Origin of the sequence: Klenkia terrae, assembly GCF_900491935.1 — a bacterium.
Classification (GTDB): Bacteria; Actinomycetota; Actinomycetes; order Mycobacteriales; family Geodermatophilaceae; genus Klenkia; species Klenkia terrae.
In genome coordinates this window covers 4294846-4312910 of sequence record NZ_UEXK01000004.1, presented here as the reverse complement: position 1 = coordinate 4312910, position 18065 = coordinate 4294846, and the positions used below count along the sequence as shown (strand labels likewise).

At 74.9% G+C, this 18065-nt stretch carries 17 protein-coding genes and 1 riboswitch; of the genes, 10 read left to right on the top strand and 7 right to left on the bottom strand.

Features of this window, described 5'->3' with window-relative positions:
• Position 1: 1 nt before the first annotated feature.
• Positions 2–790, bottom strand: a complete 789-nt coding sequence (locus LFA75_RS21370) for a hypothetical protein (protein ID WP_225235598.1) — start codon at positions 788–790, stop codon at positions 2–4.
• 14 nt (positions 791–804) lie between these two features.
• A riboswitch (cyclic di-AMP (ydaO/yuaA leader) is annotated at positions 805–959 on the bottom strand.
• Between the two features lie 101 nt (positions 960–1060).
• On the opposite strand from LFA75_RS21370, the gene LFA75_RS21365 reads away from it, so the two are divergent.
• Both LFA75_RS21365 and LFA75_RS21360 read left to right on the top strand, forming a co-directional pair.
• Positions 1061–2377, top strand: coding sequence for a M20/M25/M40 family metallo-hydrolase (locus LFA75_RS21365; protein ID WP_225235597.1), 1317 nt, complete (start codon positions 1061–1063; stop codon positions 2375–2377).
• On the top strand, positions 2374–3819 hold the full coding sequence (locus LFA75_RS21360) for an MFS transporter (protein ID WP_225235596.1): 1446 nt from the start codon (positions 2374–2376) through the stop codon (positions 3817–3819). The genes LFA75_RS21365 and LFA75_RS21360 overlap by 4 nt, the downstream gene beginning before the upstream one ends.
• A 10-nt stretch (positions 3820–3829) precedes the next feature.
• On the opposite strand, the gene LFA75_RS21355 is transcribed toward LFA75_RS21360, so the two are convergent.
• From LFA75_RS21355 to LFA75_RS21345, 3 genes are all read right to left on the bottom strand, one after another.
• A complete protein-coding gene (locus tag LFA75_RS21355; RefSeq protein ID WP_225235595.1) occupies positions 3830–4996 on the bottom strand; it encodes an RNA polymerase sigma factor in 1167 nt (388 codons plus the stop codon).
• Positions 4997–5224: 228 nt separating this feature from the next.
• Complete coding sequence (locus tag LFA75_RS21350; protein ID WP_225235594.1) at positions 5225–6232, bottom strand: aldo/keto reductase; 1008 nt, start codon at positions 6230–6232, stop codon at positions 5225–5227.
• Between the two features lie 34 nt (positions 6233–6266).
• Positions 6267–6644, bottom strand: coding sequence for a MerR family transcriptional regulator (locus LFA75_RS21345; RefSeq protein ID WP_225235593.1), 378 nt, complete (start codon positions 6642–6644; stop codon positions 6267–6269).
• Between the two features lie 35 nt (positions 6645–6679).
• Between LFA75_RS21345 and LFA75_RS21340 the strand changes: the two genes are divergently transcribed.
• Positions 6680–7456 (top strand): thioesterase family protein, encoded by a 777-nt coding sequence (locus LFA75_RS21340; protein ID WP_225235592.1) that lies wholly within the window; start codon positions 6680–6682, stop codon positions 7454–7456.
• A 16-nt stretch (positions 7457–7472) separates the two neighbouring features.
• Positions 7473–8438: an SDR family NAD(P)-dependent oxidoreductase gene (locus LFA75_RS21335; protein ID WP_225235591.1), complete on the top strand. Its 966-nt coding sequence runs from the start codon at positions 7473–7475 to the stop codon at positions 8436–8438.
• On the opposite strand, the gene LFA75_RS21330 is transcribed toward LFA75_RS21335, so the two are convergent.
• Both LFA75_RS21330 and LFA75_RS21325 read right to left on the bottom strand, forming a co-directional pair.
• Positions 8405–9232: an IclR family transcriptional regulator domain-containing protein gene (locus LFA75_RS21330; RefSeq protein WP_225235590.1), complete on the bottom strand. Its 828-nt coding sequence runs from the start codon at positions 9230–9232 to the stop codon at positions 8405–8407. The two genes, LFA75_RS21335 and LFA75_RS21330, sit on opposite strands and share 34 nt — an antisense overlap.
• Positions 9232–10689, bottom strand: a complete 1458-nt coding sequence (locus LFA75_RS21325; RefSeq protein WP_225235589.1) for an amidohydrolase family protein — start codon at positions 10687–10689, stop codon at positions 9232–9234. Before LFA75_RS21325 ends, LFA75_RS21330 begins: the two co-directional genes overlap by 1 nt.
• Positions 10690–10873: 184 nt before the next feature.
• Between LFA75_RS21325 and LFA75_RS21320 the strand changes: the two genes are divergently transcribed.
• Genes LFA75_RS21320 through LFA75_RS21305 form a run of 4 tightly spaced genes read left to right on the top strand, consistent with a single transcriptional unit; the run spans position 10874 to position 14069 of the window.
• Positions 10874–12052 carry a CaiB/BaiF CoA transferase family protein gene (locus LFA75_RS21320; RefSeq protein ID WP_225235588.1) on the top strand — a complete coding sequence of 393 codons (1179 nt, stop codon included), beginning with the start codon at positions 10874–10876 and terminating at the stop codon, positions 12050–12052.
• Positions 12045–12857: a citryl-CoA lyase gene (locus LFA75_RS21315; RefSeq protein ID WP_225235587.1), complete on the top strand. Its 813-nt coding sequence runs from the start codon at positions 12045–12047 to the stop codon at positions 12855–12857. Before LFA75_RS21320 ends, LFA75_RS21315 begins: the two co-directional genes overlap by 8 nt.
• Complete coding sequence (locus LFA75_RS21310; RefSeq protein WP_225235586.1) at positions 12850–13713, top strand: DODA-type extradiol aromatic ring-opening family dioxygenase; 864 nt, start codon at positions 12850–12852, stop codon at positions 13711–13713. Before LFA75_RS21315 ends, LFA75_RS21310 begins: the two co-directional genes overlap by 8 nt.
• A complete protein-coding gene (locus LFA75_RS21305) occupies positions 13710–14069 on the top strand; it encodes a hypothetical protein (RefSeq protein WP_225235585.1) in 360 nt (119 codons plus the stop codon). The genes LFA75_RS21310 and LFA75_RS21305 overlap by 4 nt, the downstream gene beginning before the upstream one ends.
• Here LFA75_RS21305 and LFA75_RS21300 read toward each other — a convergent pair.
• Positions 14066–14983, bottom strand: coding sequence for a dioxygenase family protein (locus LFA75_RS21300; RefSeq protein ID WP_225235584.1), 918 nt, complete (start codon positions 14981–14983; stop codon positions 14066–14068). The two genes, LFA75_RS21305 and LFA75_RS21300, sit on opposite strands and share 4 nt — an antisense overlap.
• Here LFA75_RS21300 and LFA75_RS21295 point away from each other — a divergent pair.
• Together LFA75_RS21295 and LFA75_RS21290 are read left to right on the top strand one after the other, a co-directional pair.
• A complete protein-coding gene (locus LFA75_RS21295; protein ID WP_455428467.1) occupies positions 14944–16836 on the top strand; it encodes a bifunctional 3'-5' exonuclease/DNA polymerase in 1893 nt (630 codons plus the stop codon). The two genes, LFA75_RS21300 and LFA75_RS21295, sit on opposite strands and share 40 nt — an antisense overlap.
• On the top strand, positions 16770–17963 hold the full coding sequence (locus LFA75_RS21290; protein ID WP_225235582.1) for a PucR family transcriptional regulator: 1194 nt from the start codon (positions 16770–16772) through the stop codon (positions 17961–17963). The genes LFA75_RS21295 and LFA75_RS21290 overlap by 67 nt, the downstream gene beginning before the upstream one ends.
• Positions 17964–18065: the final 102 nt, after the last annotated feature.

Here is an 18065-nt window from a genome sequence, read left to right as displayed (position 1 = left end):
GTCAGCGGTAGTTCACGTGCACGTGGTCCTCGTGGTTGGCGGTGACCCCGCCCCGGTCCTCCATCGCCACCCAGGACCCACCGGGTGAGGACAGGATCCGACGCTGGTAGATGAGGTACTCGACCCCGAGTTCCGACCAGTTGGCGATCTGGTAGTCGATGAGGGCGTTCCCCAGGTCCTCGTCGCCGAGCACCATGTAGTCCAGCGCGAGACCGGACGGGTGACCTCCCGGGTCGGTGGCGCTGGCCCGGGTACCGCCGATGGTGATGGCCCCGGCACCCGGGACGTTGCTCACCACGGCGTCGGCCGCGGCCTGGGTCACCGGGCGGACCGGGCCCGCGGAGTTCGTGATCTGCGCAACGCCGGCGACGGCGGCCGTCGACACCGATGCTTCGGCCGCCGACTCCGCTGCCTGGGCTGCGGCTGCGGCCGTGGCGGCCTCGGCGGCAGCGGCCTCCGCGGCGGCGGCCTCGGCCGCGGCGGCGGCCTGCTGGTCGAGCACGGCCTGGTCGGTGGCGGCCTGCGCGGCGGCGGCGGCGACCTGCTGGTCCTCACGCGTGCTGCGGCTGGCGGCCAGGTCGGCCAGCTGGCCGAGGTCCGGGGAGGTCTGGGCGGTCAGGCCCAGCTCCGCGGCGACGCTGGCCAGCTCGGCCACGGCGACGGGGGCCGCGGGGGCAGCACCGACCAGCACGTTGGCCAGGACGGCGCCGGCGGCGGTGACGCCGAGGTACATCGCCGGGCGGTGCCGACGGGAGGGGGCGCGGTGGTGCCGCGCACGGGGGGAGGCCATCCGGCGGAACTCCGATGTCTTCCAGTGGCCGCCTACCGAGTTAGCTGACGGGTTCGGGCGGGAAGTCGCCCTACCCCCTGCCGGTCACGTTCGACCAGCAGCGGGATGCACCCCAGAACTGCGATGGGTCCCCGGCTCGCCCTCGCGGGCGACTCGACGGCGTCACCCCTGCGGGGCGACGGCACCACGGTAACCACCTGCACAGCTCCGACCAAGGAATCACGGGCGATTCGTCACGTGATGTCGCCCGCGCGTGACAGCATCCCGCGCGTGAGCGAGCACCCCGCCGTCCGAGCGCTGCAGGACCTCGTCCGCCAGCCCACCGTCGCCGAGCGCGACCCGGCCCGCACCGACCCCGCGCCGTTCGTCGCGCTGCGGGCGGCGCTGGCCGAGCACTTCCCGCGGTTGCACGAGCTGGAGCGGGTCGAGATCGAGCCGCACGCGGTGCTGGTCCGCTGGCCCGGCCGGACCGACGCCGGCCCCGTCGTCCTGATGGCGCACCTGGACGTCGTCCCGGTCGAGGGCAGCTGGACGCACCCCGCCTTCGGCGCGGAGATCCACGACGGCATGGTGTGGGGCCGCGGCACGCTGGACGACAAGGGCGCCGTGGTGGGCATCTGCGCCGCTGTCGAGCAGCTCCTGGAGCGCGGCTTCGTCCCTGCCCGCGACGTGTGGCTGTCCTTCGGGTCGACCGAGGAGGTGTCGGGCAGCACCGCCACCGACGCGGTCGACGAGCTGCGCCGGCGCGGCGTCCGCCCGTGGTTGGTGCTCGACGAGGGCGGGGCGGTCGCCGCCGACGCCTTCCCCCTGGTGCGGGCGCCGCTGGCCGTCGTCGGGGTGACCGAGAAGGGCGTGACGTCGGTCGAGCTGGTCGCCGAGGGCGCCGGGGGCCACGCCTCCACCCCGGCCCGCGGCGGGCCGACCGCCCGGCTGGCCGCGGCGATCACCGCGCTGGAGCGGGCGCCGCTGCCGCTGCGCGCCCCCGCCCCGACGCTGGAGCTGCTCCGCCGGCTGGCCCCGCACCTGCCCGCGCCGCTGCGCCCGGTGCTCGGCCGGGCCGACCGGCTGGCCCCCGTGCTCACCCGGGTGCTGCGGGCCGCCGGCGCCGAGGCCGCCGCCATGGTCCGGACGACGGTCGCGGTCACCACGCTGTCCGGCTCCCCCGCCCTCAACGTGATCGCCTCCACCGCCCGCGCCGGGGTGAACATGCGGGTGATGGTCGGCGACACCGTGGACGGCGTGCTGGACCACGTGCGCCGCACCGTGGGGCCCGGCATCCGCGTCGAGGTCGTGGAGCGCAACGAGCCCAGCCCGGTCTCGCCCTGGGACGACGGCGCGTTCGCGCTGCTGGAGCGGATCACCGGCGAGCTCTTCCCGGACGCCGTCCCCACGCCCTACGTGATGATGGCCGCCACCGACGCCCGCTTCTTCACCGGCCTGTGCGACCGGGTCTACCGGTTCACACCGTTCCGGATGACGAAGGACCAGCGGGCGACCATCCACGCCGCCGACGAGCGGATCGGCGTCGCCGACCTGCTGGCCGGCGTCGACTGGTACCGCCGCCTGGTCGAGGAGCTGCCGGCATGAGCACCGTGGCCCGCCCGGGCGCGCAGACCCTGGTCGCGATCGTCGGCGCCCTGTCGGTGGTCGAGGTGGCCAGCGGCGTGCTGCAGGGCTTCTACACGCCGGTCTTCACCGACGTCGCCCGCGCGCTGGGCATCGGCGACGGCGACGTGAACTGGTTCGAGGCCGCCCAACTGGTGGCCTCGGCGCTGCTGGTCCCGGTGCTGGCTCGGCTGGCCGACCTGCACGGCCACCGGCGGGTGCTGCTGGTGTCCACCGCGGTCACCGCCCTCGGCACGTGGGTGATGGCGCTGGCCCCGACCACCGGCGCGGCCGGGTTCGGCGTGTTCGTCGTGGGCTCGGCGCTGCAGGGCGCCTACGTGGTCTGGCTGCCGCTGGAGGTGGCGGTCGTGCACCGCCGCGCGGCCGCCGACGACCGGCGCACCCGTCGGGCGGCGGGCACGCTGGTCGCCTTCCTGCAGGTGGGTGTGCTGGTCGGCGCGCTGAGCAGCGGGGCGCTGGTGACCGTGCTGCCGGTCCCGGTGCTGCTGGCCCTGCCGGCCGTCGTCGTCACCCTGTGCCTGGCCGTGGTGCGGTTCGGCATCGAACCGGACAGGGCCCGGGCACCGGGTCGCCTGGACCTACCCGGCCTGGCCCTGCTGACGACCGCGCTGCTGCTGGTGATGGCCGGGCTGGTCGCCGTCCGGCTGCTCGGGCCCGGCGCCGTGCTGCCCTGGCTCCTGGTCGCCGCGGGGCTGGCCACCCTGGTGCTGCTGGTCCGGGTGGAGGCCCTGCAGGCCGAGCCGCTGGTCGACGTGCCGGTGCTGGCCGCGCCGGGGCAGTGGCCGATCCAGCTCACCGCGTTCCTGTTCGGCATGTCCGTGCTGGGCGCCCAGGTGCCGCTGTCCACGTTCGCCCGGGCCGACCCCGCGGTGACCGGGTACGGCCTGGGTGCAGCCGCGTCGTTCGTCTCGGTGCTGATCGGGCTCTACGTGCTCACCCTGCTCGCCGGCGCGCTGCTGCTGCCGCTGGTCGCCCGCGCGCTGGGCACCCGGGGCGCGATGGCCGCGGGCTGCGCCACGGTCGCCGTCGGGTACGCCCTGTGGCTGCCGTTCCACGACACCGCGGCGCAGGCGCTGACCAACATGGGCGTGGCCGGCGTGGGCTCGGGCCTGCTGGTGGCCGCGCTGCCGACGGCCGCGGTGGCCGCCGCCCCGGCCGACCGGACCGGGTTCGCCGCCGGGATGACCAACACCACCAAGACCATCGGCGGCGCGATCGCCTCGGCGGTCTTCGCGGTCGCCCTGGCCGCCACCGGCGGCATCGACGACCCCACGGCCGGCGCGGCCCCGCTGTCGGGCTACCTCACCGTGTGGGCGGTCTGCGCGGCGACGGCCGCCGTCGCCGGGGTCGTCCTGGTCTCCGTACGCCAGCGGCCCGGGACCGAGTCGGTTCCGGGCCGCTGAGGTACGTCGCTCAGTCCAGGTAGTCCCGGAGGACCTGCGACCGGGACGGGTGGCGCAGCTTGGACATCGTCTTGGACTCGATCTGGCGGATCCGCTCGCGGGTCACGCCGTAGACCTGGCCGATCTCGTCCAGCGTCCGCGGGGTGCCGTCGGACAGGCCGAAGCGCAGCCGGACGACGCCGGCCTCGCGCTCGGACAGCGTCTGCAGCACCGAGGTCAGCTGCTCCTGCATGAAGCCGTAGGACACGGCCTCGACGGCCACGACGGCCTCGGAGTCCTCGATGAAGTCACCGAGCTGGCTGTCGCCCTCGTCGCCGATGGTCTGGTCCAGCGAGATGGGCTCCCGGGCGTACTGCTGGATCTCCAGCACCTTGTCCGGGGTGATGTCCATCTCCTTGGCCAGCTCCTCGGGGGTGGCCTCACGGCCCAGCTCCTGGAGCAGCTCACGCTGTATGCGGCCGAGCTTGTTGATGACCTCGACCATGTGCACCGGGATGCGGATGGTGCGCGCCTGGTCGGCCATCGCGCGGGTGATCGCCTGGCGGATCCACCACGTCGCGTAGGTCGAGAACTTGAAGCCCTTGGTGTAGTCGAACTTCTCGACCGCACGGATCAGGCCCAGGTTGCCCTCCTGGATCAGGTCCAGGAACGCCATGCCGCGGCCGGTGTAGCGCTTGGCCAGCGAGACCACCAGGCGGAGGTTGGCCTCCAGCAGGTGGGTCTTGGCGCGCTCGCCGTCGCGGACGACCCAGTTGAGGTCGCGGCGCATGGTGGGCGTGAACTTGGCGTCGCTCTCGGCGAGCTTGTGCGCGGCGTAGAGCCCGGCCTCGACGCGGCGGGCGAGGTCGACCTCCTGCTCGGCGGTCAGCAGCGCGACGCGGCCGATCAGCTTGAGGTAGGCGCGGACGGCGTCGGTCGAGGTGGCCAGCTCGGCGTCCTTGCGGGCCTTCTGCAGGGCGAGCGACTCCTCCTCGTCCCACTCGAAGGACGTCGAGGCGGCGGCCGGGACGGCCGGCTCGTCCGCGACGTCGGTGTCGTCGTCGAGCTCGGCGTCGGCGTCGGGCGCGGGGGCGATCTGCACCGACTCGCCGTCGGTGGACCGGGCCTTGCGGGCGCCCGCGGCGGCCTTCTTGCGGGGGGTCTTGGCGGTGGTGCTGTCGGCGACTGTCGTGCTCATCTCGCCTCTCCTGAGGATGTCGTGCGGCGTCGCGAGGACACATCGGTCCTGGCGGAGAGGCCGCCCACGGATGGGCGGCACAGGCCGCCCACGTGAGGGACGGGTGGTCGGAGGCCGGGCGGCTGAAGCATCGGCCTCCGACATTCTAGTCCGGATGGTGCACGAGGGGGGCGCCGGTGGGTACCCGGGTGGGGGAAAGACGACACCTCGGGTACCCACCGGACCTGCTCAGCGGTCGATGGAGGACATGTCGCCGTACCGGTCGCCGGCCACCGCGTCGCGGGGCACGGCCTCGGAGAGCCTGGTCAGCGCCGCGTCGTCGAGCCGGACGCCGGCCGCCGCCACGTTCTCCTCCAGGTAGCGGACCCGCTTGGTGCCCGGGATCGGGGCGACGTCCTGCCCCTGCGCGAGCACCCAGGCCAGGGCCAGCTGACCCGGGGTGCAGCCCACCTCGGCGGCCAGCTCGCGGACCCGGTCGACGAGCACCAGGTTGGCCGCCAGCGCCTCGCCCTCGAAGCGCGGGAAGTAGCCGCTGGCCCGGCTGTCGCCCTGGGCCGGGGTCTGGGTGACCGCGCCGGTGAGCAGCCCGCGGCCCAGGGGCGAGTAGGGCACCAGGCCGATCCCCAGCTCGCGGAGCACCGGCAGGACGTCGTCCTCCAGGTCGCGGGTGAACAGCGAGTACTCGGTCTGCACCGCGGTGACCGGGTGCACCGCGTGCGCCCGGCGGATGGTCTCCGCGGAGGCCTCCGAGAGCCCGAGGAAGCGCACCTTGCCCGCGGTGACCAGCTCGGCCATCGCGCCCACGGTGTCCTCGATCGGCACGCTGGGGTCGACCCGGTGCTGGTAGTAGAGGTCGATGGTGTCCACGCCCAGGCGCTGCAGCGAGGCGTCGCAGGCCGACCGGACGTACTGCGGGGAGCCGTCGATGCCCAGCCGGGAGCCGTCCTCGCCGCGCTTGTTGCCGAACTTGGTGGCCAGCTGCACCTCGTCGCGGCGACCGGCGATCGCCCGGCCGACCAGCCGCTCGTTGGTGAAGGGGCCGTACATGTCGGCGGTGTCCAGGAACGTGACGCCGAGGTCCAGGGCGCGGGCGATGGTGTCCAGCCCGGCCTGCTCGTCGGGGGCGCCGTAGAACTCGCTCATGCCCATGCAGCCCAGGCCGAGGGTGGAGACCGTGAGGGCGGCGGGGCCGGTGCCGAGGGTGCGGGAGCCGAGAGGGGTGGGGGTCGAGGTCATGGCTCCCAGCCAACTCCTTCGAGCGCGCTCGAAGTCAACTCGACAGCTGGGCCCGGTACCGGTCGACCTTCGCGTCGATGGCGTCCAGGTGCCGGGCGGTCTCGGCCAGCTGGGCCTGCACCCGGTCGCGGTGGTCCTGCAGCAGGGTCAGCCGCTCGGCCTCCGACCCGGCCCCGCCGCGGACGAGGGCGGCGTAGCGGCGGACGTCGCGGATCGGCATGCCGGTGGCCCTCAGCGCCGCGAGCATGGCCAGCCACTCCAGGTCCCGCTCGGTGTAGCGCCGGCGGCCCCCGGCGTCCCGGTCCACGGCGGCCAGCAGCAACCCGTCGCGCTCGTAGTAGCGCAGCGTGTGGGGGGTCAGGCCCGAGCGCTGCGCCGCCTCGGCGATGCCCAGGGCGGGGATGGTGGTCACGGCCCCCAGTGTGGCGCCGGGCAGGATCGGACGACGTGGCGTACTTCCAGCGGCTGAGCACCGCACCCGACGGCGGCGGCCGGTTCCGCGCGACCGAGCACACCGGCGGCGGCTGGAACCCCGCCGAGCAGCACATCGCCCCGACGATCGGGCTGGTCACGCACTGCCTGGTGACCGCCGGCGGCGGGGCGCCGGTGCAGCGGCTGGCCGTGGACATCCTCGGCGTGATCGGCATCGACGAGGTCGAGGTGACCGTGGCGACGGTGCGGCCGGGCCGGACGATCGAGCTGGTCGAGGCGACGGTCACCTGGGCCGGCCGGGACGTCGTCCGGGCGCGGGCCTGGCGGCTGGCCGGGGCGGGCACCGCCGAGGTGGCGTCGTCGGCCGAGCCGGCCCTGCCCGCCCGGGACGAGCTGCCGGCGTGGGACATGAGCGTGGGCTGGCCCGGGGGCTACATCGCCTCGCTGGAGCTGCGGCACCGCGACGTCGCGCCGGGTCGGGCCCAGGCGTGGCTGCGGTCGCGGCAGGACCTCGTCGAGGACGAGGAGGTCGGCGGGCTGGCCCGGTTCCTCACGCTGGCCGACACCGCCAACGGCCTGGTGCAGGGCCCGGAGCGGCGCGGGTGGTTCTACCCGAACGTCGACCTGACCGCGCACCTGTTCCGGGAGCCGACCGGTCCGTGGGTGGGCATGGACACCACGGTCAGCTGGGGGCCGGGCGGGCACGGGCTGACCGCGACCGTGCTGCACGACGACGCCGGTCCGGTCGGCCGGGTCGCCCAGTTGTGCACCCTGCGCCGCCCCGCCGGGTAGCTGCCAGCATGTGCCGGTGCCCGTCACCCCGCTGACCCGGATCGCCGACGCCCTCCTCGACCGGGCGGTGGTCCCCGGCTACAGCAAGCTCGGGCCGGCGCTGCGCCGCCGCTGGTGGCCGGCAGACCCGGCGCCGGGCTCGATGGCCGGGAAGCGGGTGCTGGTCACCGGGGCGACCTCGGGCATCGGGACGGCGATCGCCGAGGGCCTGCTCGACCTCGGCGCCACCGTGCACGTGCTGGGCCGCGACCGCGCGAAGACCGACGACCTGGTGGCCCGGTTGACCGCGGAGCACCCGGGCGCGGACGTGGTGGCCGAGGTCTGCGACGTGGGCGACCTGGCGGCCGTCCGGGCCTGGGCGGAGGACTTCACCGGCCGCGTGGACGCGCTGCACGGCCTGGTGCACAACGCCGGCGCGCTGCCGCCGGAGCGCTCGGAGACCGCGCAGGGCCACGAGCTCACCCTCGCCGTCCACGTGCTGGGCCCGCACCTGATGACCGCCCTGCTGGCCGACACCCTGGTGGACGGGGCGTCCGCGGTGGTCTGGATGTCCTCGGGCGGCATGTACGGCGCCGGCCTGCGCGACGACGACCTGGAGTTCACGCAGGGCGAGTACAGCGGGGTGCGCGCCTACGCCCGCACCAAGCGCATGCAGGTCGTGCTGGCCGCGGACTGGGCGCAGCGGCTGGCCGGCCGCCGGGTCGGCGTCTACTCGACACACCCGGGCTGGGTGGCCACCGACGGGGTGGCGGCGTCCATCCCGGGCTTCGGCAAGGTGATGGCCCCGCTGCTGCGCACCCCCGAGGACGGCGCGGACACCACCGTCTGGCTGGTCGCCACCCGGCCGTCGTCCCGGGCGCCGCACTTCTGGCACGACCGGGCGCAGCGGCCCTCCACGCTGGGCTGGGAGCGCGGCCAGGACCCGGCGGCGGTCGGCCGGTTCCTGGCTCAGGTGGCGACGGACACCGACGTCGCGCGCTGAACCGTGCTGTGCGGGCGGCGCTGCCAGGCCGCCCACTCGCCGCTGATCTCCCCCGCCGTGCGCAGCAGCAGCGGCAGGTGCTCCTCCAGCAGGGTCTCCCGGCCGGTCTCCGCGGCGTGCACGGTGACGTTGGCCGCCGCCCGCACCGTCCCGGTGCCGTCCCGCACCGGGACGGCCACCGACCGGACGCCGGGCGCCAGCTCCTCGTCGGCCAGCGCCCACCCCCGCGCCCGGACCTCGGCCAGCTCGTCGTGCAGCTGCTCCGCCGTCCGGCCGATGTAGCGCGGCAGGCCCGAGCGGGAGGGCTCGGTGAGCGCGGCGGCGAGGTCGTCGCCGTCCAGCGCGGCGAGCAGCACCTTGCCCTGGGAGGTCTGCACCGCCGGGAACCGCGTGCCGATCTCCACCCGGAGGGTGATCAGCTTCGGCACGGCGACCCGGGCGACGTAGACGATGTCGGACCCGTCGAGCTGGGCCATCGACGAGGACTCCCCCGTGCGCGCCACCAACGCCTCCAGGTGCGGCCGGGCGATGTCCCACAGGCCCAGCGACCCGATGTAGGCCATCCCGAGCGACAGCACCTTGGGCGTCAGCCGGTAGCCGCCGTCCGCCGCGGCCACGTACCCCAGCTCCTCCAGGGTCAGCAGCAGCCGGCGGGCGGTCGGCCGGGCCAGCTCGGCCGCGCCGGCCACCTCGGACAGCGACAGCACCGGCCGGTCGGCGGAGAACACCCGGAGGACGTCGAGCCCCCGGGCCAGCGCCTCGACGAAGTCCGGGCCGTGCCCACGGCCGGCCATCAGTCGCCGAACAGCGAGCCCCGGGCGCCGTGGGTGTCCTCGCTCTTGTAGTCGGTGTAGGTGTACGGGTTGTCCAGGACGTCGTCGCCGTCCTCGGGCATCGCCGGGTTCATGCCGGCCTGCCACGTCTCCTCGCCCATGGCGCCGCGCAGGTGCTCCACGGTGCTCTCCACGGCCGAGCGGACGGCGGCCCCGTCGTAGCCGACCAGCCGGCCATCGCTCTTCACGACCCGGCCGCCCACCAGCACGGTGTGCACGTCGCCGCGCTGGGCCTGGAAGGCCACGTGGCCGTAGGGGTTGAGCAGCGGGAACGAGACCGGCGAGGCGTCGTTCTTGATCAGCACGACGTCGGCGGTCTTGCCCGGCTCCAGCGAGCCCAGGTCGTCCCGGCCCAGCGCGCGGGCGCCGCCGCGGGTGGCCCACTCGACGACCTGCTCGGCCCGCAGGTGCACCTGGGTGACGGTGTTGCCCTCGACGTGGGCCTCCAGGTGCTCGCGCGACCGGTCGGCGCCCAGCGTGGTGCGCATGGCGGAGAACAGGTCCGCCGACCACCAGACGCTGGTGTCCATCGACAGCGAGACCGGGATGCCGTGCTTGCGGACCTGCCAGGTGGGCGGGTAGCCCTGGCCGGCGCTCTGCTCGCTCTCGGTGGACACCGACACCGAGCCGCCGGACGCGGCGATCCGGTGGTAGCTGTCGGTGCTCAGCGAGGCGGCGTGCACGTAGACGGTCTCCGGCGTCATGAACCCGGCGTCGTGCATGAGCTGGATCGAGGCGTCGGAGGTCGCACCCCAGACGCCGGCGTGCGTGGTGACCGGCAGGCCCAGCTCGCGGGCCACCTCGAAGGCGGCCTTCTCCGGGAACGCCGGGTCGCCGGTGACGTCGAAGGCCAGCTGCAGCCCGAGCTTGCCCTCGTCGGCCCGGCGCTTCAGGAAGGCCTGCACGGCCGGGTCGGCGGTCCACTCCCAGGGGCCGGCCTGGATGTTGCCGTAGGCCAGCACGAACCGGCCGGGGACGGCGAGCAGCGCGTCGGCGGCGGCCTCGGCGTGGTCCACGCTCTGCAGGCCGTGGCTCCAGTCCACCGTCGTGGTGACCCCGGCCTCCAGGCCCTCCCAGGCGCTGAGCAGGTTGCCGGCGTGCACGTCCTCGGGGCGGAAGGTCTTGCCGTGCTCGAGGTAGTACCAGACGAAGTACTGGGTGAGGGTCCAGTCGGCGCCGTAGCCGCGCATCGCGGTCTGCCACATGTGCCGGTGGGTGTCGACCATGCCGGGCATGACGACTCCGCCGGTGGCGTCGACCTCCTGCGTGCCCTCGGGGACGTCGAGCCGCTCGCCCACCGCCGCGATCTTGCCGTCGACGACGAGGACGTCGCCCCGCGGGAGGACGGTGTGCGCGTCGTCCATGGTCAGCACGGTGCCGCCGCGGAGCACCAACGGGCGGGCGTCGGGGGTGGACATCGTCGTCTCCTCGGGATAGCAGCGGACAGGTGTCCGCAGAACGGTCAGCGTCACCCTGGACGTGACGGGCACCACCTGTCAAGAGGGCTCGTTCCCGGTTGACACGCCGGCCCCACGGTGGTGAGACTGCGGTGCCGGTCACACCGGACAGCTGTCCGCCGACGTCGAGGAGTGCTCCGACCCGATGACCGACCCCGCACCGACCGGCCCGCTGGCCGGGCTCCTGGTCGCCGACTTCTCCCGCATCCTGGCCGGCCCCTACGCCACCATGCTGCTGGCCGACCTGGGCGCCGAGGTGGTCAAGGTCGAGGGCCCGGCCGGCGACGACACCCGCACCTGGGCGCCCCCGGTCCGCGACGACGTGGCCACGTACTACCTGGGCGTCAACCGCAACAAGCGCTCGGTCGCCCTGGACCTCAAGGACCCGACCGACGTCGCCGCGGCCCAGGAGCTGGCCCGCCGCGCCGACGTGGTGGTGGAGAACTTCAAGCCCGGCGGCCTGGCCCGCTTCGGCCTGGACTACGACACCGTCGCCGCCACCAACCCCCGCGTCGTCTACGCCTCGATCTCCGGCTTCGGCAGCGGCCCGGGCGGGGCCGCGCTGCCCGGCTACGACCTCATCGTGCAGGCCATCTCCGGGCTGATGTCGCTCACCGGGCCCACCGACGGCGAGCCCTACCGGGCCGGCGTCGCCGTGTTCGACGTGATGGCCGGGCTGCACGCCACCATCGGCGTGCTGTCCGCGCTCAACCTGCGGCACGAGACCGGGGTCGGCCAGCACGTCGAGGTCAACCTGCTGTCCTCCGCGCTGTCCGGGATGGTCAACCAGACCTCGGCCGCCGTCGCCGGGGGCACCGTGCCCTTCCGGATGGGCAACAGCCACCCCTCGCTGTTCCCCTACGAGCCGCTGCAGTGCGCCGACGGCGAGCTGATCATCACCGCCGGCAACAACGGCCAGTTCCGCAAGCTGGTCGAGGTGCTCGGCGTCCCCGAGCTCGCCGACGACCCGCGCTTCGCCCGCAACGAGGACCGGACGGCGAACCGCGACGAGCTGCGGCCGCTGCTGGTCGAGCAGCTGTCCCGCAAGGGCAAGCAGGAGTGGTTCCGCGAGATCATCGCCGCCGGGGTGCCGTGCGGGCCGATCAACACCGTGGACGCCGGGGTCGCCTTCGCCGAGGAGGTCGGGCTGGACCCGGTGGTCGAGGTCGGCGGCATCCCGTCGATCCGCAACCCGATCACCTTCTCCGCCTCCGCCGCCTCCTACCGGCTGCCGCCGCCCGGCCTGGACGAGCACGGCGCCGAGATCCGCGCGTGGCTGGCTTCCGACGACCGGGCTTCCGATGACGGGGCCTCCGATGACTGAGCCGCGGCGGTACGAGACCGCGCTGGGTGCCTCCACCCGGGAGACGATCACGCTGCTGGGCACCGACCTGGCCCGCGACGTCATGGGCACCGTCGGCTTCGGCGAGCTGGCCTTCTGGCTGGCCACGCAGCGCCGTCCCACCCCGGGCGAGACCCGGGTGTTCGAGTCGGTGCTGGCCGCCCTGGCCGACCACGGGTTCACCCCGACCGCGATCGTCACCCGGCTGACCTACCTGTCCGCGCCGGACTCGGTGCAGGGCGCGCTGGCCGCCGGCCTGCTCGGCGGTGGCTCGCGGTTCCTCGGCGTCACCGAGGACTGCGGCCGGTTCCTGGACGACGTCCTCGTCGCCCAGGACACCCTGCCCACCGACGACGCCGGCTGGGACGCCCTGGCCCTCACCGTCGTGCAGCGCGAGCGGGAGGCCAAGCGCTTCGTGCCTGGCCTGGGCCACCACGTGCACAAGGACGGCGACCCGCGCACCCCCCGGCTGTTCGAGATCGCCACCGAGGAGGGCCTGGTCGGCCCGCACCTGTCGCTGTTCGCCGCGATCGGCCGGGTGCACCCGCAGGTGCTGGGCAAGACGCTGCCGCTCAACGGCGCCGGCGTCTGCGGCGCAGCGCTCGCCGACCTCGGCCTGCCGCTGGAGCTGCTGCGCGGGTTCGCCCTGCTGGCCCGCACCGCCGGGCTGATCGGCCAGCTGGCCGAGGAGCTTCGGCACCCCGTCGCCAACGACGTCTTCCTGTCCGTCGACCTGAACAACCGCTCGGTCGACCCCGACCCGTACGAGAGGGGCCCCCGTGGCTGAGGTCTGCGCCGTCGTCGCGTCCACCCACCACCCGTTCTACTACAAGACCTCGACCATGCCCGAGGCCGAGCGGCCGCCGTTCGCGGCGGAGTGGATCGCGAAGATCGAGTCCTTCCGGGAGACGCTCACCGCGGCCCGGCCCGACGTCCTGGTGATGGTCGGCAGCGACCACTTCCACCAGCTGTGGCTGGACAACATGCCGCAGTTCCTGGTGGGCAAGGCCCCGTTCTTCGACGCCAACTGGCACAACGAGGAGCGCGAGTTCGGGCTGCCGAAGATGCGGCTGCCCGGGCAGGAGGAGCTCGCCGCGCACCTGCTGCGCGACGGGCTGGACCGGGACTTCGACCTGGCGTTCTCCAACGAGCTGCGGATCGACCACAGCATCACCTGCCCGATCATCACGCTGCGGCCCGAGGCCGACCTGCCGATCGTGCCGGTCTACACCAACATCTTCGCCCCGCCGCTCCCCCAGCCCCGCCGGTTCGTGGCGCTGGGCAAGGCGATCCGGGAGATGGTCGAGTCCTGGGAGTCCGACCTGCGGGTGGCCATCATCGGCACCGGCCACCTGTCCCTCGAGCTCGGCGGCCCCCGCCAGTTCGGGCCCACCGGCCCGGACCCGGTGTTCGACCGCAAGGCCGTGGACTGGATCGCCTCGGGCGACATCGAGGGCTGCCTGGCCGAGGTGAGCCTGGACAGCCTGCACGCCCCGGGCAACGCCACCCACGGGTTCATGGACTTCATGCTGATGATGGGCGCGGCCGGCGAGGGCGTGGCGGCCGACTTCGTGGAGACCGTGGACCTGTTCCACACCATGGAGGCCTACTTCACCTGGTACCCGGGAGGCGACCCGCGATGAGCAAGTACCTGGTCGACAAGTTCCTCTACTCGGTGGACCGCGACCCCGAGCTCACCGAGCGGTACCGCACCGAGCCGGCCGAGCTGGTCACCTGGTGGGAGGCCAACCTGGCCGGCTCGCTGCTGAACTGCATCCCGGCGGAGCAGACCACCTGGCTGGCGTTCACCGACGAGGAGCGCCGGGCGCTGGCCGCCCACGACCACGTCGCGCTGTTCGAGCTGGGCGCGCACCCGTTCCTGACGCTCACCCTGTTCATCGCCCTCTTCGAGCGCGACCACGGGCCGATGGAGTACCAGCTCGCCTACGCCCGGGCCCTGGACCACGTCACCCAGCCCTACCCGGACATCGCGACCTAGCCGGTCGGGCGCCCACCACCGGGGCCACCACCACCCGGGCCGCCGGCCACCGCGCCGCCGCCGGCCTGGGTGGTGGTGTCCACGCCCACGGTCATCGCGACCGTGTAGCCGGCCGACGCCGAGCCGGTGACCGTCGGCGTCTCCAGCTCCGCGCCGTCGGAGAAGACCCCGTCGGTGTCGAGGCTGACCGCCGACAGGTTGGCCACCGAGGCGTCGTAGCCCTCCGTGGCGTAGACGGCCTCGCAGGCCTCCTGCGGCATGGCGATCTGCGAGGTGGCGACCGCGTTCGCGGAGTCGGTGATCGAGCCCTCGTCGGGGTAGACCTCGACGTGGATGTGCGGCCACCGGCCGTCGTAGCAGGCCGGCCAGATGCTGGTGAAGGTCACGACCCCGTCGGCGTCGGCGACCTGAACCCCGCGCAGGTAGTTCTGGTCGGTGATGCCGTCGGAGTAGAGCGAGTACCCGCCCTCCCGGGTGCAGTGCCAGACGTAGACCGCGGCGCCCTCGTAGGCCCCGCCGGCGGCCAGGTCCTGGACGGTCAGGGTCAGCGTCATGGGCACGCCCCCGGCGATGCCGGTCATCCCGCCGAAACTGGTGGTGAGGTCGCTGCGCACGATGCCGTCCAGCTCGAGCACGTCCGGGCCGTTGGACCCGTCGCCGGGGTAGGGACCAGCCGTCTCCTCGGGGATCTCCCCGGCCGAGGTCGTCGTCGTCCCGCTGGTGGCGGTTGCGGTCGTGGCGGAGCCGCCGCAGGCTGCCAGCCCCACGGTGGCCGCCCCGATCCCGAGGAAGCCCAGCATCCGGCGCCGGGTGACCAGCGTGCCGAGGTCGAACTGCAGGCCCTGGTCCACCACCTCCTCGGCGGGTCGGGCCAGTGGGCGGCCCTCGTAGGTCGGCGTGCGGTCGGTGCTCATGGATCTCCCTCGGCTGGTGCGGCGTCGGGGACGACCGTGCCGGGCCGGACCAGGTGCGCGGGCAGCGACACCTGTGCGCCTCCTGTGGTCACGGCGCTGTCGGACCCCTCGGCGACACTGGGCGGGTGCTGCGGTCCGTCGTCCTCCTGCGCCGGGGCGACGGGGTCTTGGCCCACGAGGACGGCGGCGCTGTCACGTGCCTGGCGCGGGAGGACCTGGCGGGCTTCGTCGCCGCCCGCGAGCCCGACCGCCCCCGGTGGGTGTGGGACGACGCCACCCGCTGGTACCCGGGCCTGCTGGCCGCCGGGGTGCGGGTGGAGCGCTGCACCGACCTGCGGCTGTGCCACGCGGTGCTGCGCCGGTCGGCGCACGTCGACCAGGAGCTGCTGGTCGGTCCGGACACTGAAGGCTGGGACGCCCTGGCCCCGACGACGGCCGACGAGCCGGCGCTGTTCGCCCTCGACGACCCGGCCGACCGGCTCGACCCGCTGGCCGAGCTGGCCCGTCAGCAGGCGGCGCTCGCTGCGAGCCCGGAGCGGGGCCGACTGGGGCTGCTGCTGGCCGCGGAGTCCGCCGGTGCGCTGGTCGCCGGGGAGCTGCAGCACGCCGGGATGCCGTGGCGGGCCGACGTGCACGACCGGTTGCTCAGCAACCTGCCCGGCCCCCGGCCGGTGACCGGCCAGCGGCCGGCGGAGCTGGAGCGGCTGCTGCCGGAGATCCGCGCGGCGTTCGGCCAGCCGGCGATGAACCCGGACTCCCCCACCGGGCTGCTGGCCTCGCTGCAGGCCGCGGGGCTGGCGGTGACCGACACCCGGCAGTGGACGCTGGCCGAGCTCGAGCACCCCGGCATCGAGCCGTTGCTGCGCTACAAGAAGCTGCTGCGGCTGATGCAGGCCAACGGCTGGGCGTGGCTGGACACCTGGGTGCGCGACGGCCGGTTCCGCCCGGTGTTCCTGCCCGGCGGGGTGGTCACCGGCCGGTGGGCCTCCCAGGGCGGCGGGGCGCTCAGCGCGCCGGTGCAGCTGCGGCCGGCCGCGGTGGCCGACGAGGGCTGGCGGCTGGTGGTCGCCGACGTCGCGCAGCTGGAGCCCCGGGTGCTGGCCGGGATGAGCCGGGACACCGCGATGGCCGAGGCCGCCCGGGCCCGCGACCTGTACCAGGGCATGGTCGACAGCGGCGCCGTGGAGACCCGCACGCAGGCCAAGCTCGGCATCCTCGGCGCGATGTACGGCGGCACCCGGGGCGAGAGCGGCGCCATGCTGCCCCGGCTCACCCGCCGCTACCCGGCCGCCGTCGGCCTGGTCGAGCAGGCGGCCCGGGCCGGCGAGCGCGGCGAGGTGGTGAGCACCCTGCTCGGCCGGGGGTCGCCGCGTCCGGGGCCCTTCGGCGGCGGGTCCGACGACGACGCGGCGACCCCCGGCCGAGCNGGCGGGCGTGGGGGCGGTTCACCCGCAACTTCGTCGTGCAGGGCACCGGCGCGGAGTGGGCCTCGTGCTGGCTGGCCGACCTGCGCAACCGGCTGTGGCGGCTGGGCGACGGCCGGCTCACCGACCGGCCGCACCTGGCCTTCTTCCTGCACGACGAGGTGGTGGTGCACACCCCGGCCGAGCTGGCCGACGAGGTGGTCACCGCGGTCCGCGCGGCCGCGGCCGAGGCCGGCCGGTTGCTGTTCGGCGACTTCCCGGTCGACTTCCCGCTGGACGTGGCCGTGGTCGCGTCGTGGGCCGACGCGGACGCCCCGGCCGACGCGGTCCTCGAGGACGAGGGCCCGCTCTAGGATCCGCGGATGCCCTCCGACCGGCTCCAGCAGCTGGTGGACTCCCTGGCCGAGCAGCTGCAGCGCTCCGTCGTGATCGACGACCCCCAGGTGCGGCTGCTGGCGACCAGCCGGCACTTCGGCGACGAGGACGACGTCCGGGTGCGGGCGGTGCTGCAGCGCGACGCGGGCAGCGCCGCGGTGGCGCACGTGCTGGGCAGCGGGGTGTCGGCCTGGTCGCGCGCCGGCTGGATCCCGGCGCAGCCCGCGATCGGCATGCACCCGCGCTGGTGCGTGCCGGTGCGCTGGCGCGGGGAGCTGCTGGGCCTGCTCATGGTCATCGACGCCGGGCAGGCGCTGACCGCGGAGGAGGCGGCGGTGATCGGCACCGCGGGCGAGGAGCTGGCCGCCGTCCTGGTCGCCGACCGGCACGCCGCCGACGCCGCGACCGCTGCCCGCGAGCCGCTGGTCGCCGGGCTGCTGTCCCGGGACCCGGCCGAGCGGGCGCGCGCGCTGGCCGGGCTCGCCGGGGCGGTGCCGGCCGCCGGTCAGGTGCGCGCCGTCGTCCTGGCCCTGCACGGCGTCGGTGCGGAGGACGAGGAGCAGGCCCGGGCCGCCGTCCGCCGCGGGCTGGCCACCCTGGGGTCCCGCGCCGGCACCGCCGTCCTCACCACCGCCGGGCCCGACGGCGGCGCCGGCCTGCTGCTCACCCCCGGCCCGGTGGACGACGCCGAGCTGGCCGAGCTGGCCGCCCGGGTGGTGGCCGAGGCCACCGCGGTCGCCGCCGGCCGGTTCACCTGCGTCGCCGGCACCGGTCCCCCGGTGGCCGGCCTGGCCGAGGCCTGGACGTCGCACCGGACCGCCGAGCTCGCCACCCGGGCGGTGCCCCGGCTGGCGCCGGGTCCGGTGGTCGACGGCTCCGCGCTGGGCGTGCACGCCGTCCTGCTGCGGGTCCCCGCCGAGGAGTGGGACGCGACCGCGCTGCCGCCCGAGCTGGTGGCGCTGCGGGCCGCCGACCCGCAGGGCCGGCTGACCGGCACGCTCGCCGCCTGGCTGGACGCCGGCGGCAACGCACCCGCCGCGGCCGAGGCGCTGCACGTGCACCGGACGACGCTGCACTACCGGCTGGACCGGATCCGCGAGCTGACCGGCGCCGACCTGGACGACGGCGGCACCCGACTGCGGCTGCACCTGGGCCTGGCAGTCGCCCGGCTGCTGGGCTGACTCCGACGCAGCGAGCAACCGGGGCGTCCGCTCTGCTCGCCGGGTCCGTGGTGGTGCCGGTCACACGGCGTAAATGATCACCGGGTGGGTCCACGGCGACCC